A 15,831-nucleotide genomic window follows, 5' to 3' on the forward strand; every position below is an offset into this window, starting at 1 on the left:
CATGGAATCGCTGCGCGGCCGCGTCGCGCTGGTGACCGGGGCGACCGGTGGGCTCGGCCCCGTCATCGCCCGCGCGCTCGCACGTGAGGGCATGGACCTGGTGGTCACCGGCAGGCGGGTGGACGCCCTCGACGCCACGGCGGCGGCCCTGCGGGCGACCGGAGCGCGGGCGGACTCGGTGCCGGCCGACCTCGCGGACCTGGATGCGACCGGGGCCCTGATCGAGCACGTCGAGCGATCCTTCGGCCCGATCGACGTCCTGGTCAACAATGCCGGTGTCGAGAATGTTGCGGCGTTCACCGCGCTCACTCCCGAGGAGCTGACGGCGATGGTCGAGGTCAACCTCTCGGCGCCGATGTTGCTCACCAGGCACGTGCTGCCGGGCATGCTGGCGCGCGGCCGCGGCCATGTCGTGTTCATCAGCTCGATGGCGGGCAAGTACGGGCCGGCGTTCTGTGGGCCGTATGCCGCGACCAAGGCGGCCCTGATCGGGCTCGCCCAGTCGCTACGTGCCGAGTACGGGCAGTCGCCGGTCGGATTCTCCGTGGTGTGTCCGGGATTCATCGGCGGCGACGGCATGTACCAGCGGATGGTCGAGCGCGGTTTCCGGTCCAATCGGGTGATCGGCGAGACCACCACGTCGAAGGTGGCGGACAGGGTGGTGACGGCCATCCGACGCGACCTGCCCGAGGTCATCGAGAGTGGCGCCCCGATCCGCCCGCTGCTGTCGTTTGCCGCGCTGGCCCCCCGTCTAGCGGAGCGGATCGCGGGGAAGGTCGGAGTCAACGCGATGTTCCGACGCCTCAGCGAGGAGCGTGGGAGGACCGGGTAGCGCGGGTCGGCGGGACGGGGGGACGGGGGGACGGCCCGGCCGCGGCGTCGGGATAGATTTGTCGGGTGATTGTTGCGCTCATCGACTCCGGCCTGGGGCTGCTGCCGACGTCGGCCTGGCTGCGGCGTCTCCGCCCCGAACTGGACCTGCTGCTCTCACTCGACCCGGACGGCGCGCACTGGGGGCCCAAGCCCGAGCAGTGGGTGATCGATCGCGTGGTCGGGGCGGCCGAGCACGCCGTGGACCTGGGTGCCGAGGTCGTCGTGCTGCCCTGCAACACCGCCAGCGTGACCGCCCTCGACCATGTCCGGGACCGGCTGGGCGACGCGATCCCGGTGATCGGGACCGTGCCCGCGATCAAGCCGGCGGCCGCGGCCAGTCGCTCGGTCGCGATCTGGGCCACCGCGGCCACCACCGCCAGTCGGTACCAGGCCGACCTGATCGAGCGGTTCGCCAACGGCACCGCCGTGGTCGGGGTGGCGTGTCACGGGCTGGCCGAGGCGATCGACCTTGGCGACACCGACCTGGCGAAGCGGGCGATCGCGGACGCCGTGGCTCGCACCCCGGTCGACTGCGACGGGGTGGTCCTCGGCTGCACGCACTATCCGCTGATGGCCGAGGAGATCGCGGACCAGTTGCCCGCCGGGGTCACCCTCTTCGACAGCGCGGAGGCCGTCGCGGCCCAGACGCTCCGGCGCATCGACGCGCTCGGCCGGGACGCGAGCGGAAGCGGCTCGGTGAAGGTGCTGCTCAGTGGCAGGCCGGGGGAGCTGCCCGCAGGTGCTGCGGCGTTCGAGGCCGGCCGCCTGCTCGGCTGACGCACGTCGCTAGGCCCCGGCGGTGCCGAGCTGTTCGAGGCCCGCGGCCACCACGCGAGCGACGCCGCCCAGGTCCTCGCGGTGCTCGCGGGTGCCGTCGAGATCGCGGAGCCGGTCGATGCTGGCGACGGAGAACATCGCGGCCACCCAGATCGTCGCGCAGGAATCGAGTACCCGCGCGGACACCGCCACCGGCGAGCTCGCGCGCAGGACCTCGACGGTCGCATCGTGCAGGTAGGTGCGGAATCGCCGCAGGTGCGCGCGGACGGCGGGGTGGGTCTCCGCCTCGCGCCAGATGATCACCCGCATCACCGAGGAGTGGTGGTCCCTGAGGTTGAGCGCGGCCTCGAGGTTGACCAGGGTGGACTCCGGTTCGCCGGTGACCACCAGCCCGGCGACGTCGGCCAGCGGTTCCGCGGGCAGTCGCTCGGCTATGAGCGTGGTGAGGATCGCCGACTTGGTCGGGAAATAGTAGAAAACCAGGCCCTTCGGCACGCCCGCCTGCTTCGCGATGGCCGCGGTCGAGGTCGCGTCGAAGCCCGACTCGGCGATCAACTCCTCGGCGGCGTCGAGGATCAGCTCCCTCGCGTCACCATCCACGCTGGCGGTCCGGCGTTGGCGCGGACCTGGCATTCGGTTGCCTCCACACGTGTTTCGTCAGGCGCGATCATCTGACCGAGCCCGGATGTCCGACCGGCTGGAGCGAGGCCGACGGCCTTCGCTCCAGCACGGGACTGTTGTTCGATTCTGTCAGGGATCGACGGTCCGTCAGTGATGCGTCGCCAATCCGCCGCCGTGTCCGATGTGCAGCCTCGAGCCCTCCGGCATCGCGGCCATCGCCGTGAGCACCGTCAGCACTCCGCCGATCCATGAGGTCCAGGCGGCGCCTGCCATGTCGGCGAAGCCCATCACCCACGGAGAGAGGAACATCAGCACGCCGAGAACGCCCATCGCCCACGGGAGCGCCGGCATCTCTGCCGACATCATGTGCGCCAACCCCGCGACCGCCACCAGTGCACCCAGCACGATCATCGACCACATCGCGGCGTCGTTCGTGTCCATCCACAGCGGGGACAGCGCCACGACCACGCCGATCACCACGGCGGCCCAATCCTGCCACCGAGCCATTGCTGCCTTCATTTCCTGCCTCCTCGACGAGGGAACCCCGCTACCTCAGGTATAACCCTGATTGACCGGCCGATCAATAGCTGCGCGACGTCGGTTCTGATTCGCCCGGCCCCGCCGTCTGGCAAGGTCGGGGCATGGACGATGCGGCGGCGGTGACCAGGGCGTTGGCACTGGTGTCGAGCCCGGCCGATGTCGTCGAGCTGCAGCGGTTCTTCAAGACCGGCCCTGGCGAGTACGGCGAGGGTGACGTCTTCATGGGTGTTCGGGTGCCCGCCACCCGAACGGTGGCGAAGCGGTTCGCGGACCTGCCGTTGGCCGAGGTCGACGCGCTGCTCGACAGCGAGGTGCACGAGCACCGCCTGGCCGCGCTGGTCATACTGAACGGCCGGTTCACGCGGGCCTCCGGAGCGCGGACGCGCGACGAGGCCGAGCGCGAGCGGATCGCCGATTTCTATCTGGCCGCCGTGCTCCGGGGTCGGGTGAACAACTGGGACCTGGTCGACACCTCGGCGGTGACGGTGCTCGGCGGGTGGCTGTTCGACCGGCCGCGAGACCTGGTCCACGAGCTCGGCGCGGACCCCGACCTGTGGCGGCGCCGGGTGGCGCTGCTGACCACGTTCGGGTTCATCCGCCGAGGCGACGCGACCACCACACTGGAGCTGGCGCCGCGTCTGCTCGAGGACCGGCGCGACCTCACCCAGAAGGCGCTCGGCTGGATGCTGCGCGAGGTCGGCAAACAGGTGGACCGGCAGCTGCTCACGGGGTTCCTCGACGAGCACGCCGCCGCGATGGGCGCGACCGCGCTCAGCTACGCCACCGAGCACCTGGACGCGGACACCCGCGCGCGGTACAGGCGGCTACGCCGCCCGTGAGCGCTCGACGAGTGTGGGGACTCGGTAACCGCGCACGGGCGGCGAAGCCGCCTAGAACTCGATCTTGAGGTGGTCGGTGACCGGGCGGGCCTGGCAGCCGAGGATGTAGCCGGCTGCGATGTCCTCGGGGTCGAGGATCTCGCTGTTCTCCATCTCGACCTTGCCCTCGAGCACGGTGCAGGCGCAGGAGCCGCACTCGCCCTCCTGGCAGGAGTACGGCACGTCGAGACCCTTCGACAGCATGATGTCGACGAGGGTCTGCTTGCGCGGCCAGCTCATCGTGTGGGTCTCACCGTCGAGCTGCACCTCGACGGTGGCGGCGTCCGCGGCCTCCTCCTCGGTGACCTCTTCGAGCGCCACGTCCTGGAACGGGTCACCCGCGAGCGAGTTGAACACCTCGGCGTGCACGGAGTTGCGCGGGACGCCCGCCTCGGCGAGCGCCTTGTGCACCGTGTCCATGAACGGGCCGGGCCCGCACATGAAGGACTCGAAGCCGCCGAACGGCTTGGCGAGGGTGGCGAACTGGTCCGGCGTCGGCAGGCCCTGCAGGGACTCGAGCCAGTGCACGACGGTCAGGCGGGTCGGGTACTGGGCCGCGAGGCCGCGCAGCTCGTCGGCGAAGATGACCGACTTCTCGTCGCGGTTGGCGTAGACCAGAACCACCTTGCCGGTGCCCTCGGTGAGCGCGGACTTGAGGATCGAGATCACCGGGGTGATCCCGCTGCCCGCGCCCCAGAGCAGGAAGTCGTGGTCGAGCGACTTGGGGGTGAACACACCGGACGGGGGCAGCACCTCGATGGTGTCGCCTGCCTTGACGTTGTCGCACAGCCAGTTGGAGCCGTATCCGTCGATGGTCCGCTTCACGGTGACCTTCGGCTCGGAGTCGCTGAACGGCGAGCTGGCGAGGGAGTAGCAGCGGGCCACGGAACCGGTCTGATCGCTGGGAATGCGCAGGGTGAGGAACTGGCCGGGCTTGTAGTCGAACTTGCCGCGATGCTCGTCCGGGACGGTGAAGACCAGCGACCTGGCGTCGGAGGTCTCCTCGACGACCCCGGAGACGGTGAGGACAACCGACCTGGAGCTGTGCGGCATGTCAACGGTGGTCATCGCGGCGGATCCTCTCGGGGGTGAATCTGGAACGTGTTCTAGTTTTCAAATGTAGCAGGAAAACATGCAACCAGGTGGATCGTAAATTGCAGAGTGGCGATCCCGATAATCGGGATGCGGCAGCTCAGGGATGGTCGGCCGCGCCACCCGGCGGCGGCGATCGGGCTGGTCAGTCGCGTCCGGCAGCGGAGGTGCCGAGCCCGTGTGAGAGGACCTCGCTCCCCGCGCGGAGCAGATCGGGCAGCTCGAGGGAGTCGTCGGTGAGCCACTGCTCATAGGCCGAGAGGGCGATGCCGAGGACCATCCAGCCGATCGTGCGGGGCAGGTGATCGCCGGGTCGGCAGCCCATCCGGTCGGCCACGTAGTCGGCGATCACGCCGCGCCAGCCGTCGTACATCACCATCGAATACGCCTGCAGCGCCGGGGCTTGCAGGATTATCTCCATCCGCTTGCGGTGCAGCGCGGCCACGGTGGGCGAGAAGCTGTTGAACTCGAGCAGCGCCGAGGCGAGTCCCTCCGCCAGCGGGATGTCGCGGGGGAGTTCCGCGAGCTGCTCGCGCATGTTCGCCAGATGTAGGTCGAAGTCGCCCCACGGCACTGCGTTCTTGGAGGGGAAGTAGCGGAAGAAGGTGCGCCTGGCGATACCGGCTGCCTCCGCGATCTGATCGACGCTGGTCTCCTCGAAACCGTGCTCGGCGAACAGTTCGATGCCGATATTGCTGATCCGATCGCGCGTCGTCGACGGCCGACGACCTATGCGACCTGCGGGTTTGCTACCGGCCTGCGTCAATTTCCCCTCCGGACCTTTCATTGTGCACTCGATGCCATTAGTGTGGTGAGCCGAGTCACAGCGAACTGATCGCCGTGACTGACGCCAACCCTGACACAGGAGGTATGTAGATGTCTGAGCATCGCGAAAGCGTCGTTGCCGGGACCGAGCTCGTCGAGGAGGCCTTGGTCGAAGAGGTCTCGATCGACGGCATGTGCGGCGTGTACTGACCGTGGATCTCGACACCGGGTGGAAGCTTCACCCGCAGGTGGCGCTTCGCCCCGAACCTTTCGGGGCGTTGCTCTACCACTTTGGGACCAGGAAGCTCTCGTTCCTGAAGAACCGCACCATCGTCGAGATCGTGCGGGCCCTGCCCGACCATTCCGACGCCAGGACCGCCATCCGCGCGGCGGGTATCGACGAGGCGCAGGTGGACACCTACGCCCGCGCGCTCGCCACGCTGGCCGATTCGAAGATGATCGTGCCCGGCGCGTCCGCGGCCTGAGCTCGCCTGATCCGCCACCCCACTCCTCGAGGACACAGCCCATGACCTCCATGCTCGATCGCCCCGCACCCGCCCCGGTCGGCCGGCTCGTCGACCAGTTCGAACTCGGACTCGACGCGCCCATCTGCCTCACCTGGGAGCTCACCTACGCCTGCAACCTCTCCTGCGTGCACTGCCTGTCGTCGTCCGGCAGGCGCGATCCGCGCGAGCTGAGCACCGAGCAGTGCAAGTCCATCATCGACGAGCTGCAGCGGATGCAGGTGTTCTACGTGAACATCGGCGGCGGCGAGCCCACCGTCCGGTCCGATTTCTGGGAGCTCGTGGACTACGCCACCGAGCACCAGGTCGGCGTCAAGTTCTCCACGAACGGTGTGAAGATCGACAAGAAGGTCGCCGCGCGGCTGGCGGCCAGCGACTACGTCGATGTGCAGATCTCCATCGACGGCGCGACCGCGGAGGTGAACGACGCGGTTCGCGGCCCCGGCTCCTTCGCGATGGCGGTCCGTGCGCTCGAGAATCTCGCCGAGGCGGGCTTCAAGGACGCCAAGATCTCCGTCGTCGTCACCCGCCACAACGTCGGCCAGCTCGACGAGTTCAAGGCGCTCGCCGACAAGTACGGCGCGACGCTGCGGATCACCCGGCTCCGCCCGTCCGGCCGTGGCGCCGACGTCTGGGACGAGCTGCACCCGACGCAGCCGCAGCAGCGCGAGCTGTACAACTGGCTCGTCGCGAACGGCGAAGGGGTCCTGACCGGCGACTCGTTCTTCCACCTGTCCGCCTACGGCGACGCGCTCCCCGGCCTGAACCTGTGTGGCGCCGGACGGGTGGTGTGCCTGATCGACCCGGTCGGCGACGTGTACGCGTGTCCCTTCGCGATCCACGAGCAGTTCCTCGCGGGAAACATCGTGGCCGACGGTGGTTTCCAGCACGTGTGGCAGCACTCCGAGCTGTTCACCGAGCTGCGTTCCCCGCAGACCGGCGGCGCGTGCAGCAAGTGCGACCACTACGACTCCTGCCGCGGCGGCTGCATGGCGGCCAAGTTCTTCACCGGCCTGCCGATGGACGGTCCTGACCCCGAGTGCGTGCAGGGCTACGGCGAGGCCGCGCTCGCGGGCACCCGCGGCGAGATCCCCAAGTCGAGCGTCGACCACTCCCGCACCGGGAACCGTCGCACCCCGCGGGCGCCCGTCCCGCTGCAGCTGATGGTGCGCCCGCCCGCCAAGGTCTGCGACGAGAACCCGCTCGCGGGCATGAATTAACGAGACTCGTTCACTCAGTAGAAAAGGTTCAGTGATGGCCAAGAATGCCTGGTTCGAAACCGTTGCCGAGGCGCAGCGGCGGGCCAAGAAGCGGCTGCCGAAGTCGGTGTACGGCGCGTTGATCGCCGGTTCGGAGCAGGGCCTGACCCTCGACGACAACACCTCTGCCTTCGGTGAGCTCGGATTCGCCCCGCACGTCGCGGGGCTGTCGGACAAGCGTGATCTGTCGACCACCGTGATGGGACAGCCGATCTCGATGCCGGTGCTGATCTCGCCGACCGGCGTGCAGGCCGTGCACCCCGACGGCGAGGTCGCGGTCGCAAGGGCCGCCGCCGCCCGCGGCATCGCGATGGGGCTGAGCTCGTTCGCGAGCAAGTCGATCGAAGAGGTGACGGCGGCCAACCCGCAGACCTTCTTCCAGATGTACTGGGTCGGCAGCCGGGAGGTGCTGCTGCAGCGCATGGAGCGGGCGCGAGCGGCCGGGGCGACCGGGCTGATCATGACCCTGGACTGGTCGTTCTCGCACGGACGCGACTGGGGCAGCCCGGCGATCCCGGAGAAGATGGACCTCAAGGCCATGGTCCGGTTCGCGCCCGAGGCCATCACCCGGCCGAAGTGGTTGTGGGAGTTCGCGAAGACCGGCCGGGTGCCGGACCTGACCACCCCCAACCTCGCCGCGCCCGGCGAGCAGCCCCCGACCTTCTTCGGCGCGTACGGCGAGTGGATGGGCACGCCGCTGCCGTCCTGGGAGGACGTCGCATGGCTGCGTGAGCAGTGGGGCGGTCCGTTCATGCTCAAGGGCGTCATGCGGGTCGACGACGCCAAGCGCGCGGCCGACGCGGGCGTCACCGCGATCTCGGTGTCGAACCACGGCGGCAACAACCTCGACGGCACCCCCGCGCCGATCCGGGCGCTGCCCGCGATCGCGGAGGCCGTCGGAAGTGAGATCGAGGTCCTGCTCGACGGTGGCATCCGGCGCGGCAGCGATGTCGTCAAGGCGGTCGCCCTCGGTGCCCGCGCGGTGATGATCGGTCGCGGCTACCTGTGGGGCCTGTCGGCCAACGGCCAGGCGGGTGTCGAGAACGTGCTCGACATCCTCCGCGGCGGAATCGATTCGGCGCTACTGGGTCTCGGGCACTCATCCGTGCAGGACCTGACCGCCGCGGACATCGTCATCCCGCCGGGATTCGCCCGCCCGCTCGGCCTCTGAGCCAGGTGTAGGCGTCGCAGGTCGTGACGCAGCGGTTGACCGAAGGACTCACCCTGGCCGGGCGCACCGCCCGGTCCAGGGTGCTGTTCGGGCCCCATGAGACGAACCTGGGCAGCGACCGTGCCCTGTCCGGGCGCCACGTCGCGTACTACGAGCGGCGGGCGCGCGGTGGCGCGGGCATCCTCGTCACCGAGGTCGCCTCGGTGCACGCCGACGATTGGCCGTACGAGCGGGCGCCGCTGGCCGCGGACAGCGCTCCCGGCTGGCGGGACATCGCGGCCGCGTGCCGGCCGCACGGGACGCTGGTGTTGGCCGGACTCGGCCACACCGGGCTGCAGGGCTCGAGCGCGTACTCGCAATCGGCGCTGTGGGGACCCTCGCGCGTGGCCGACGTCGTCACCCGCGAGCTGCCCATGGAGATGGAACGGGCTGAGATCGACTCGCTGATAGCGGGATTCCGGTCGGCCGCGGTCTCGGCCCGGGATGCCGGGATGGACGGGGTCGAACTCGACGCGGGACCGCGGTCACTGCTGCGGCAGTTCCATTCCGGGCTGACGAACCTGCGCGGCGACGGGTACGGCGTCGACCGGCTCAGGCTCACCCGCGAGGTGATCGAGGCGGTCCGCGGCGAGCTCGGTCCGGACCGGGTGCTGTCGCTGCGGCTGAGCTGCGATGAACTCGCGCCCTGGGCGGGGATCACCCCCGAGATCGCCGCACGGCACGCCCGCGAGTTGGCGGAATCGCTCGACCTGCTGGTGGTCGTCCGCGGCGGTCCGATGTCGGTGGAGGCATACCGGCCGGACGCGCACACGGCGCCGGTGTTCAACGTGAAACTGTGTTCGTCTGTCCGTTCGGCGGTGGCAGGCGCGGTGCCGGTCGTGCTGCAGGGCAGCGTGATCGAGGCCGGACAGGCGGAGCGCGCGCTCGCGGACGGCGTCGCCGATGTGGTGGAGATGACCCGCGCGCAGATCGCCGAACCGGACCTGGTGGTCAAGGCGCGCCGCGGCGGCGAGGCCCGGAAGCAGGCGGAGGCCCCGCCCCGGCCGTGCCTGCTCTGCAACCAGACCTGTCAGGTCCGCGACCCGCGCAATCCGATCATCACCTGCGTCGGGAATCCATCGGCCGGGCACGAGAGCGTCGACCCCGACGAGGCGTTGCCTGCCCCGGATCCGGGTGACGTCCTGGTCGTCGGTGGCGGGCCCGCGGGTCTCGAGGCCGCGCGAGTGCTGGCGTTGCGCGGCCACCGGGTCACCCTCGCCGAGCGCGGTTCCCGGCTCGGCGGCATGCTGCGGGTGGCCGCGGTGGGTGCCGGTCGCGACTCGCTCGCGACCCTGGTCGACTGGCTGGAGTCCGAATGCCGCCGGCTGGGCGTCCACGTCGAGACCGGCCGCGCGATCACGGCCGAGGAGATCGACGCGGCGAGATCTGCGGGCCGCGCGGTGATCCTGGCGACAGGAAGCGTGCCGAGCCCGTGGCCCGGTGACCGCCACGCGAGCGTCGAGATCGTGGGCCCCCAGGAGGTGCTGGCCGGAAAGCCGTTGCGGGACGGCCCGATCCTGGTGTTCGACCCGGTGGGGGACCAGGCCGCCGTCGGGGTCGCCGAATGGCTCGCCGCCCGCGGCCGCGAGGTGTCCATCGCGACACCGGACCAGGTCGTCGGCGTTCAGTTGGGCCGGACCGGTGACCTCTCCGCCGCCAATGCCCGGCTGCAGCGGGCATGCATCGCGCGCCACCTGAGCACGACCGTTCGCTCGATCGCCGCCGGCGGTGTCCTGTTGGAGAACGTCCACACCGGCGAGCGGCGGCTGCAGGCCGCCGCCACCCTGATCGACTGCACACACCGGCTTCCCGAGGAATCCCTGGTCCTGCCGTCGCCCGCATCGGTCCGGATCGGGGACTGCCTGGCACCGCGAACCGCCGCCGAAGCGATCCGCGAGGGCCGGGCGGCGGCAGTGGTGGCCTTTCGCCGGGAGACGCGGCCATGACCCACCGGCACCTGCTGACCCCGTTGGCCCTGGGGCGGCTGACCCTGCGTAACCGGGTGGTGTTCTCGGCGCATCTGACCAACAGTGCCCGCGGCGGCCTTCCCACCGAGCAGCACATCGCGTACTACGAGGCGCGCGCCAAGGGCGGCGCGGGACTGATCATCACCGAGGAACACAGCACCCACCCGTCGGACTGGCCGTACGAGAAGCTGATCCAGGGTTACCGACCCGAGGTGATCCCGCACTACCGGACGCTCACCGACACGGTGCGCGCCCACGGTTCGGTGATCCTGGCCCAGCTCAACCACAACGGCGGGCAGGGCTCCGGGATGTACTCGCGGCGGCCGGTTCTGGCGCCGAGCCCGGTGGCCGACCCGCTGTTCCGCGAGGTGCCGAAGGCGCTCGACCCGGCCGAGATCGCGGAGCTCGTCGCCGGCTTCGCAACGACCGCCGAGCACTGCAGGCGCGGCGGCTTCGACGGTGTCGAGATCCAGTGCTCACAGGCCTCGATCGTGCGGGCCTTCCTCTCGCCCGACACCAACCGGCGCACCGATCGGTACGGGGGCGCCCTGGCGAATCGTGCCCGATTCCTGCTCGAGATCGTGGCGTCGGTGCGCGCGGCGCTGGGGCCCGAGCCGGTGCTGGGCGTGCGGCTGACCGGTGAGGAGTCGATCGAGAACGGCATCCATCTCGACGAGGCGGTCGAGGTCGCCGCGATGGTGGAGGCCTGCGGGCAGGTCGACTACATCAACACCTCGATCGGCATGGCGACGCAGACCCTGCACCTGATCGAGGGCTCCATGGCGGTCCCGCGCGGATACGCCCTGTTCATCCCGAACGCGATCCGCAAGAGGGTGACGCTGCCGGTGATCGGCGTCGGCCGGTTCACGGACCCAGAGCAGGCGGATCTCGCGATCGAGGAGGGCCATTGCGACCTGATCGGGGTCGTGCGCGGGCAGATCGCAGACCCTGATTTCGCGGCCAAGGCAGCGGCAGGACGATCCGGTGAGATTCGGACCTGCCTGTCCTGCAACCAGGAGTGCATCGGCAGGGTCGGTCTGGGCCGTTGGCTCGGCTGTGTCGAGAATCCCAGGGCCGGAAGGGAATCGGTGCCGCTGCCGATGCCCCGACGGTTCGGCCTGCGGGTGTGCGTGATCGGCGGCGGACCGGCCGGGTTGCAGGCCGCGGCCACCGCCGCGCAGAGCGGTCACCGGGTGACGCTGTTCGAGCGGGACGCCCGCACCGGCGGCCAGGTCCGCGTCGCGGCGGGTGCGGCAGGCCGGGCCGAGTTCGGCGAGCTGGTCCGGAATCTCGAGGCGGAATGCGTGCGGTCCGGGGTCGAGGTCATGACCGGCGTCGACGTGGACGCGGACCTGCTCCGGGCACTGGCGCCCGACGCGGTGATCGTCGCGACCGGGGCCCGGCCGCGACGGCCGGGGTGGGCGGGCGAGTCGGCGCGGGTGGTGGACGTGCGGGACGTGCTCGAGGGCCGGGTCGAACCCGGCGGCCGGGTGCTCGTGATCGACGAGCTGGGCTTCCACCAGGCGACGTCGGTCGCCGAATCGCTGGCCGACCGTGGCTGTGTGGTGACAGTCGCGACCAACGGCATGATCGTCGGCCAGGACCTTGGCCTCACGCTGGACATGGAGGGCTGGCAGCGCAGGGCGCACCGCAAGGGCATCGCGCAGCTCACGGACCTGGTGCCGATGGCGGTCGCCGACGCGCCGGGGTCGGCGGTGAGGGTCGCGCTGCTGCATCATCCGACCGGGATCACCTCCGAGTCGGAGTTCGACTGGGTGGTGTGTGCGGTGCACCAGCAGCCCGAGGACCGACTCTGGAAGCAGTTGTCCGGGAGCGAGTTCGAGGTTCACCGGATAGGTGACGCGCTGACCCCGCGGCGCGCGGACGCGGCGGTGCGGGAGGGCCACCGGGTCGCCGTCGCGCTCTGACGCGTGTCAGATGCCGGTGGCGCGGTCGCCCGGCAGCAGGCCTTGTGGCAGCTGGCTGAACACCCAGCCTTGCGCGCCGTTCCGGGTGAGCACCCAGATCACGTCGAAGCGGTCCTCGGGCCACGGGTCGGGCGGTGTGGAATCGACCTCGCCGAGCGTATCGACGATCTCCGGGAGGTACTCGCGCTGCCAGGAGATGAGGACCGGGCCGGGGGTGCGCAGTACCCGCTCGGCGAGTGCCTTGACGTCGGAACGGCCGAAGTCGGTGTCCACCTCTAGGCCGAGCTTGTCGGCGAGCGGCGAGATCGTCTGCAGCGAGCGCTTGCTGCCGTCTTTCTTGCGCGGTGTCGAGGCGAACAGGGCCCGCGGGCGCACCAGCCCGGTGGGTGGCTCGCCGCCGTCGGGCGCGAAGAGTGCGGCGAGGGCGGTGGCGCGTTGCCAGCCGACCGGGGTGAGCGATTCGTCGCACCGGGACCCGGCGCGGTCCACGCCGAAGGGTGGCTCGTCGCCCTCGGGCCGTTCCGCATGCCGGATCAGCATGATCGTCGTCGCGCGCGTCGCCTCGTCCTCGGCCATGGCGTCATCCTGCCCTTCTGCCGGTCAGTCCGCCCGCTGGTTCCCGGTATCCGCGGCGTACTGGAGCAGGCCCCAGGAGAACTGAGCCTCGCAGGCCGCACCGTCAGGAGTGGTGAAGGCGGCGGCCGCATGGCTGGCGACTGCACCGCCGGACATGCGGTAACGAACGGGGGAGCAGGCCGCCTCCACGTCGTCGATGACCAGTAGCCACGGTCGTAGGTCCGCCACCGAGGCGATGGCGGGCGCGGTCGAGTCGGCCATCCTGGCCAACCGCTCGTCGACGACGTCCCCGCCCGGCCCGAAGGCGATCTGGAACTGCAGCCCGGGCCACAGCGGCATCGGCCAGGCCTCGACGGCCAGCTCGCCGACCACGGGCACCGTGCGCGAGCTCACCACGGCGGGCTTGCCGAGGGCGAGCCGATACCGCGCCGCGCCACCGGGGAAGCCGCCCCGCAGGCCGCGCTGCCACTGGGCGTGCGCGGTGCGCAGGTCGGTGGCGCTCTTGCCGAGGTTCTTGAGGGCGGCCCCGACCAGGGCCTGCTGATGGTCGTGCATCCGGCGGAGCAGCATGAGTTCGAAGTTGACGACGCCAAATCCTCTGAGCGGCATCCGGTCCAGCGTCACGTCATCCTCCAGCCGAGGGGTCCTGTGGGTGAGTCGATGGTAGTCGTCGGACCGTCTGCGACTCCCGTCGGAATAGCATCGGTGCATGCCACTGGACCTCGCGGGCGCGACCTGGCCCGACATCGACGCCGACGCACCCGTCCTCGCGGTGCCGGTCGGTTCGGTCGAGCAGCACGGGCCGCACCTGCCGCTGGACACCGACACCCGGATCGCGGTCGCGGTGGCGCGGTCGCTGCCCGGCATGACGGTCGCCCCCGCCATCGCCTACGGGGCCAGCGGTGAGCACGAGGGATTCGCGGGAACCGTCTCGCTGGGCGCGCCCGCGCTCGAGGCGGTGGTCGTCGAATACGGGCGTTCGGCGTGTCGCTGGTCCCCGCGCGTGTTGCTGGTGAACGGGCACGGCGGCAACGCGCCCACTCTCGCCAAGGCGGTCGCGTTGCTGCGCTACGAGGGCAGGGACGTCGCCTGGCTGCCCTGCGCGGTGCCGGGGGCCGATGCCCACGCGGGGCGCACTGAAACCTCCCTGCTGCTGCACCTTTCGCCAGGTGACGTGCGGATGGACAGGGCGCAACCGGGAATCACCGAACCGATCGGTGCGCTGATGGACAGGTTGCGGGCCGGTGGGATCGCGTCCGTCAGTGCGAACGGGGTGCTCGGCGATCCGACAGGGGCGAGTGCGGCCGAGGGTGAACGGATGTTCGAGCAGATGCTGGCGCGTTGTGTTGCGGCGGTGTTGCGATGGCAACCAGATGGCAAAGGCATGTTGCGGTGAGAGCAGATCCGAATACGATCACCTGATGCGCCAAGCTCGACTGCCCGACGGATTCGGGGTGAGAATCGATCCCAAGGTGCGCACCTTCTCGGGTGGACGGGTACTGATCGGGGGTTCCCCGACCCGGATGCTCAAGCTCGCCCCGACCGCTGCGGCGATGATCGGTGACGGATACCTGAAGGTCGTCGACACCCAGTCCGCACAGGTTGCCCGGCACCTTCTCGATTCCGGCGTGGCGAACCCCCGGCCGATGAGCTCGCCATCGAATCACGACGTCACGGTCGTCATCCCCCTGCACAACAACATCACCGGGTTGAACCGACTGCTGCCCGCGCTGCGCGGACTCTCGGTGATCGTCGTCGACGACGGCTCCGACGATCCGGTGACGACTCCGCCGTGCTGCGACGGGCGGGCCGACGTGCGGGTTCTCCGGCACCCGACAGCGCTCGGGCCTGCTGCCGCTCGCAACACCGGAATGGCCGCCGCGACAACGGAGTACGTAGCCTTCCTGGATTCCGACGTGGTACCCCGGCTCGGCTGGCTCGAGGCGATGCTGGGCCACTTCAGTGACCCGGCGGTCGCGATGACCGCACCGCGGATCGTCGCTCTCGAGCCGGATGCGGGCTCGATCGGCCGCTACGAGCACGCTCGATCCTCCCTCGATCTGGGCCGCAAGGAGGGCGCGGTGCGGGCGGGGAGCCCGGTGTCCTACGTGCCCAGTGCGGCGATGCTGGTGCGCAGGCGCGCCCTCGAGGAGTGCGGTGGCTTCGACGCGGAGATGCATGTGGCCGAGGACGTCGACCTCTGCTGGCGGCTGCACGCGGCCGGCTGGCGGCTGCGCTACGAGCCGATCGCCAATGTCGCCCATGATCACCGCGTCTCGTTCCGGAAGTGGTTCGGCCGCAAGCTCTTCTACGGCACGGGTGCGGCTCCGCTCGCGCTCCGGCACGAGGGGCTGGTGCCGCCCGTCGCGATGTCGCCCTTGACACTGCTGGCCGTCCTGCTCGCCGCGACCTGCACCAGGCTCGGCCTCGCCGGCTCGCTGGTCGCGCAGCTCGTCACCGTCATCCGCCTGCGCCGGACATTCCGGGAGCTCGACCAACCCACCCGGATCTCGGTCGTCCTCACCGCGCAGGGCTTCGCGGGCGGAGTCTGGCAGCTCGCATCCGCGATGTGCAGGCACTATTGGCCGGTGACGCTGCTGGCCGCCTTGGTCTCGTCCCGAGTCCGTCGCGCCCTGCTGGCGGTGGCCGTGGCCGAGGGCCTCGCGGACTGGTACACGCACCGCGAGCCCGGAGGGCTGGGGCCGGTGCGGCACACCGTGTTCAAGCGGATGGACGACATCGCCTACGGCACCGGCCTGTGGCGTGGGGCGATCGCGGAGCGCAGCCTCGCCGCGCTGAAGCCTCGGCTGCGGGGCTGACC

The 15,831-nt window shown here is 70.4% G+C and carries 17 protein-coding genes; 11 read left to right on the forward strand and 6 right to left on the reverse strand.

Going from position 1 to position 15,831, the window contains the following annotated elements:
* Nucleotide 1 precedes the first annotated feature (1 nt).
* Nucleotides 2–832, forward strand: coding sequence for an SDR family NAD(P)-dependent oxidoreductase (locus tag C8K38_RS07900; protein ID WP_097210997.1), 831 nt, complete (start codon nt 2–4; stop codon nt 830–832).
* 65 nt (nt 833–897) lie between these two features.
* On the forward strand, nt 898–1,650 hold the full coding sequence (locus tag C8K38_RS07905; protein WP_097210998.1) for a glutamate racemase: 753 nt from the start codon (nt 898–900) through the stop codon (nt 1,648–1,650).
* 9 nt (nt 1,651–1,659) lie between these two features.
* Here C8K38_RS07905 and C8K38_RS07910 read toward each other — a convergent pair whose 3' ends face one another.
* Both C8K38_RS07910 and C8K38_RS07915 read right to left on the reverse strand, forming a co-directional pair.
* Complete coding sequence (locus C8K38_RS07910; protein ID WP_097210999.1) at nt 1,660–2,283, reverse strand: TetR/AcrR family transcriptional regulator; 624 nt, start codon at nt 2,281–2,283, stop codon at nt 1,660–1,662.
* Nucleotides 2,284–2,418: 135 nt separating this feature from the next.
* A complete protein-coding gene (locus tag C8K38_RS07915; protein WP_027500601.1) occupies nt 2,419–2,790 on the reverse strand; it encodes an SPW repeat protein in 372 nt (123 codons plus the stop codon).
* A 122-nt stretch (nt 2,791–2,912) separates the two neighbouring features.
* Here C8K38_RS07915 and C8K38_RS07920 point away from each other — a divergent pair, with 122 nt between their 5' ends.
* Entirely contained in the window at nt 2,913–3,650 is a 738-nt protein-coding gene (locus C8K38_RS07920; protein ID WP_097211000.1) for a DNA alkylation repair protein, read from the forward strand.
* Nucleotides 3,651–3,701: 51 nt separating this feature from the next.
* Here the strand turns inward: C8K38_RS07920 and C8K38_RS07925 are convergent, their stop codons facing one another.
* Both C8K38_RS07925 and mftR read right to left on the reverse strand, forming a co-directional pair.
* On the reverse strand, nt 3,702–4,757 hold the full coding sequence (locus tag C8K38_RS07925; RefSeq protein WP_097211001.1) for a ferredoxin--NADP reductase: 1,056 nt from the start codon (nt 4,755–4,757) through the stop codon (nt 3,702–3,704).
* Between the two features lie 169 nt (nt 4,758–4,926).
* The gene (mftR, locus tag C8K38_RS07930; protein WP_245221159.1) at nt 4,927–5,547 is read right to left on the reverse strand and encodes a mycofactocin system transcriptional regulator; all 621 of its coding nucleotides are present in this window, start codon (nt 5,545–5,547) and stop codon (nt 4,927–4,929) included.
* 110 nt (nt 5,548–5,657) lie between these two features.
* Here mftR and mftA point away from each other — a divergent pair, with 110 nt between their 5' ends.
* From mftA to C8K38_RS07960, 6 genes are read left to right on the forward strand one after another with little or no spacing between them, the layout of a single operon-like run.
* Nucleotides 5,658–5,756, forward strand: coding sequence for a mycofactocin precursor MftA (mftA, locus tag C8K38_RS07935; protein ID WP_072750957.1), 99 nt, complete (start codon nt 5,658–5,660; stop codon nt 5,754–5,756).
* On the forward strand, nt 5,741–6,031 hold the full coding sequence (mftB, locus tag C8K38_RS07940; RefSeq protein WP_097211003.1) for a mycofactocin biosynthesis chaperone MftB: 291 nt from the start codon (nt 5,741–5,743) through the stop codon (nt 6,029–6,031). Before mftA ends, mftB begins: the two co-directional genes overlap by 16 nt.
* A 41-nt stretch (nt 6,032–6,072) precedes the next feature.
* Nucleotides 6,073–7,290 (forward strand): mycofactocin radical SAM maturase, encoded by a 1,218-nt coding sequence (mftC, locus tag C8K38_RS07945; RefSeq protein ID WP_097211004.1) that lies wholly within the window; start codon nt 6,073–6,075, stop codon nt 7,288–7,290.
* 34 nt (nt 7,291–7,324) lie between these two features.
* Entirely contained in the window at nt 7,325–8,500 is a 1,176-nt protein-coding gene (gene mftD, locus C8K38_RS07950) for a pre-mycofactocin synthase MftD (protein WP_077040772.1), read from the forward strand.
* A 23-nt stretch (nt 8,501–8,523) separates the two neighbouring features.
* Complete coding sequence (locus C8K38_RS07955) at nt 8,524–10,485, forward strand: mycofactocin system FadH/OYE family oxidoreductase 1 (protein ID WP_097211005.1); 1,962 nt, start codon at nt 8,524–8,526, stop codon at nt 10,483–10,485.
* A complete protein-coding gene (locus C8K38_RS07960; RefSeq protein ID WP_097211006.1) occupies nt 10,482–12,434 on the forward strand; it encodes a mycofactocin system FadH/OYE family oxidoreductase 2 in 1,953 nt (650 codons plus the stop codon). Before C8K38_RS07955 ends, C8K38_RS07960 begins: the two co-directional genes overlap by 4 nt.
* 6 nt (nt 12,435–12,440) lie before the next feature.
* Here the strand turns inward: C8K38_RS07960 and C8K38_RS07965 are convergent, their stop codons facing one another.
* Both C8K38_RS07965 and C8K38_RS07970 read right to left on the reverse strand, forming a co-directional pair.
* Entirely contained in the window at nt 12,441–13,010 is a 570-nt protein-coding gene (locus C8K38_RS07965) for a histidine phosphatase family protein (RefSeq protein WP_097211007.1), read from the reverse strand.
* Nucleotides 13,011–13,034: 24 nt separating this feature from the next.
* Entirely contained in the window at nt 13,035–13,634 is a 600-nt protein-coding gene (locus tag C8K38_RS07970; RefSeq protein WP_097211008.1) for a hypothetical protein, read from the reverse strand.
* A gap of 85 nt (nt 13,635–13,719) precedes the next feature.
* On the opposite strand from C8K38_RS07970, the gene mftE reads away from it, so the two are divergent.
* Both mftE and mftF read left to right on the forward strand, forming a co-directional pair.
* Nucleotides 13,720–14,406, forward strand: coding sequence for a mycofactocin biosynthesis peptidyl-dipeptidase MftE (gene mftE, locus C8K38_RS07975; RefSeq protein WP_097211009.1), 687 nt, complete (start codon nt 13,720–13,722; stop codon nt 14,404–14,406).
* A 25-nt stretch (nt 14,407–14,431) separates the two neighbouring features.
* Nucleotides 14,432–15,829 carry a mycofactocin biosynthesis glycosyltransferase MftF gene (mftF, locus tag C8K38_RS07980; RefSeq protein ID WP_097211010.1) on the forward strand — a complete coding sequence of 466 codons (1,398 nt, stop codon included), beginning with the start codon at nt 14,432–14,434 and terminating at the stop codon, nt 15,827–15,829.
* Nucleotides 15,830–15,831: the final 2 nt, after the last annotated feature.

Origin of the sequence: Rhodococcus sp. OK611 (assembly GCF_003050885.1) — a bacterium.
Classification (GTDB): domain Bacteria; phylum Actinomycetota; class Actinomycetes; order Mycobacteriales; family Mycobacteriaceae; genus Rhodococcus_G; species Rhodococcus_G oryzae.

What these genes read in the sequence shown, in the direction of transcription:
- mftC (WP_097211004.1), top strand. Translation starts at nt 6,073, where the DNA reads ATGACCTCCATGCTCGATCGCCCCGCACCCGCCCCGGTCGGCCGGCTC.
- C8K38_RS07920 (WP_097211000.1), top strand. Translation starts at nt 2,913, where the DNA reads ATGGACGATGCGGCGGCGGTGACCAGGGCGTTGGCACTGGTGTCGAGC.
- C8K38_RS07925 (WP_097211001.1), bottom strand. Translation starts at nt 4,757, where the DNA reads ATGACCACCGTTGACATGCCGCACAGCTCCAGGTCGGTTGTCCTCACC.
- C8K38_RS07960 (WP_097211006.1), top strand. Translation starts at nt 10,482, where the DNA reads ATGACCCACCGGCACCTGCTGACCCCGTTGGCCCTGGGGCGGCTGACC.
- C8K38_RS07965 (WP_097211007.1), bottom strand. Translation starts at nt 13,010, where the DNA reads ATGGCCGAGGACGAGGCGACGCGCGCGACGACGATCATGCTGATCCGG.
- mftA (WP_072750957.1), top strand. Translation starts at nt 5,658, where the DNA reads ATGTCTGAGCATCGCGAAAGCGTCGTTGCCGGGACCGAGCTCGTCGAG.
- mftD (WP_077040772.1), top strand. Translation starts at nt 7,325, where the DNA reads ATGGCCAAGAATGCCTGGTTCGAAACCGTTGCCGAGGCGCAGCGGCGG.
- C8K38_RS07900 (WP_097210997.1), top strand. Translation starts at nt 2, where the DNA reads ATGGAATCGCTGCGCGGCCGCGTCGCGCTGGTGACCGGGGCGACCGGT.
- mftF (WP_097211010.1), top strand. Translation starts at nt 14,432, where the DNA reads ATGCGCCAAGCTCGACTGCCCGACGGATTCGGGGTGAGAATCGATCCC.
- mftE (WP_097211009.1), top strand. Translation starts at nt 13,720, where the DNA reads ATGCCACTGGACCTCGCGGGCGCGACCTGGCCCGACATCGACGCCGAC.
- C8K38_RS07915 (WP_027500601.1), bottom strand. Translation starts at nt 2,790, where the DNA reads ATGAAGGCAGCAATGGCTCGGTGGCAGGATTGGGCCGCCGTGGTGATC.
- C8K38_RS07910 (WP_097210999.1), bottom strand. Translation starts at nt 2,283, where the DNA reads ATGCCAGGTCCGCGCCAACGCCGGACCGCCAGCGTGGATGGTGACGCG.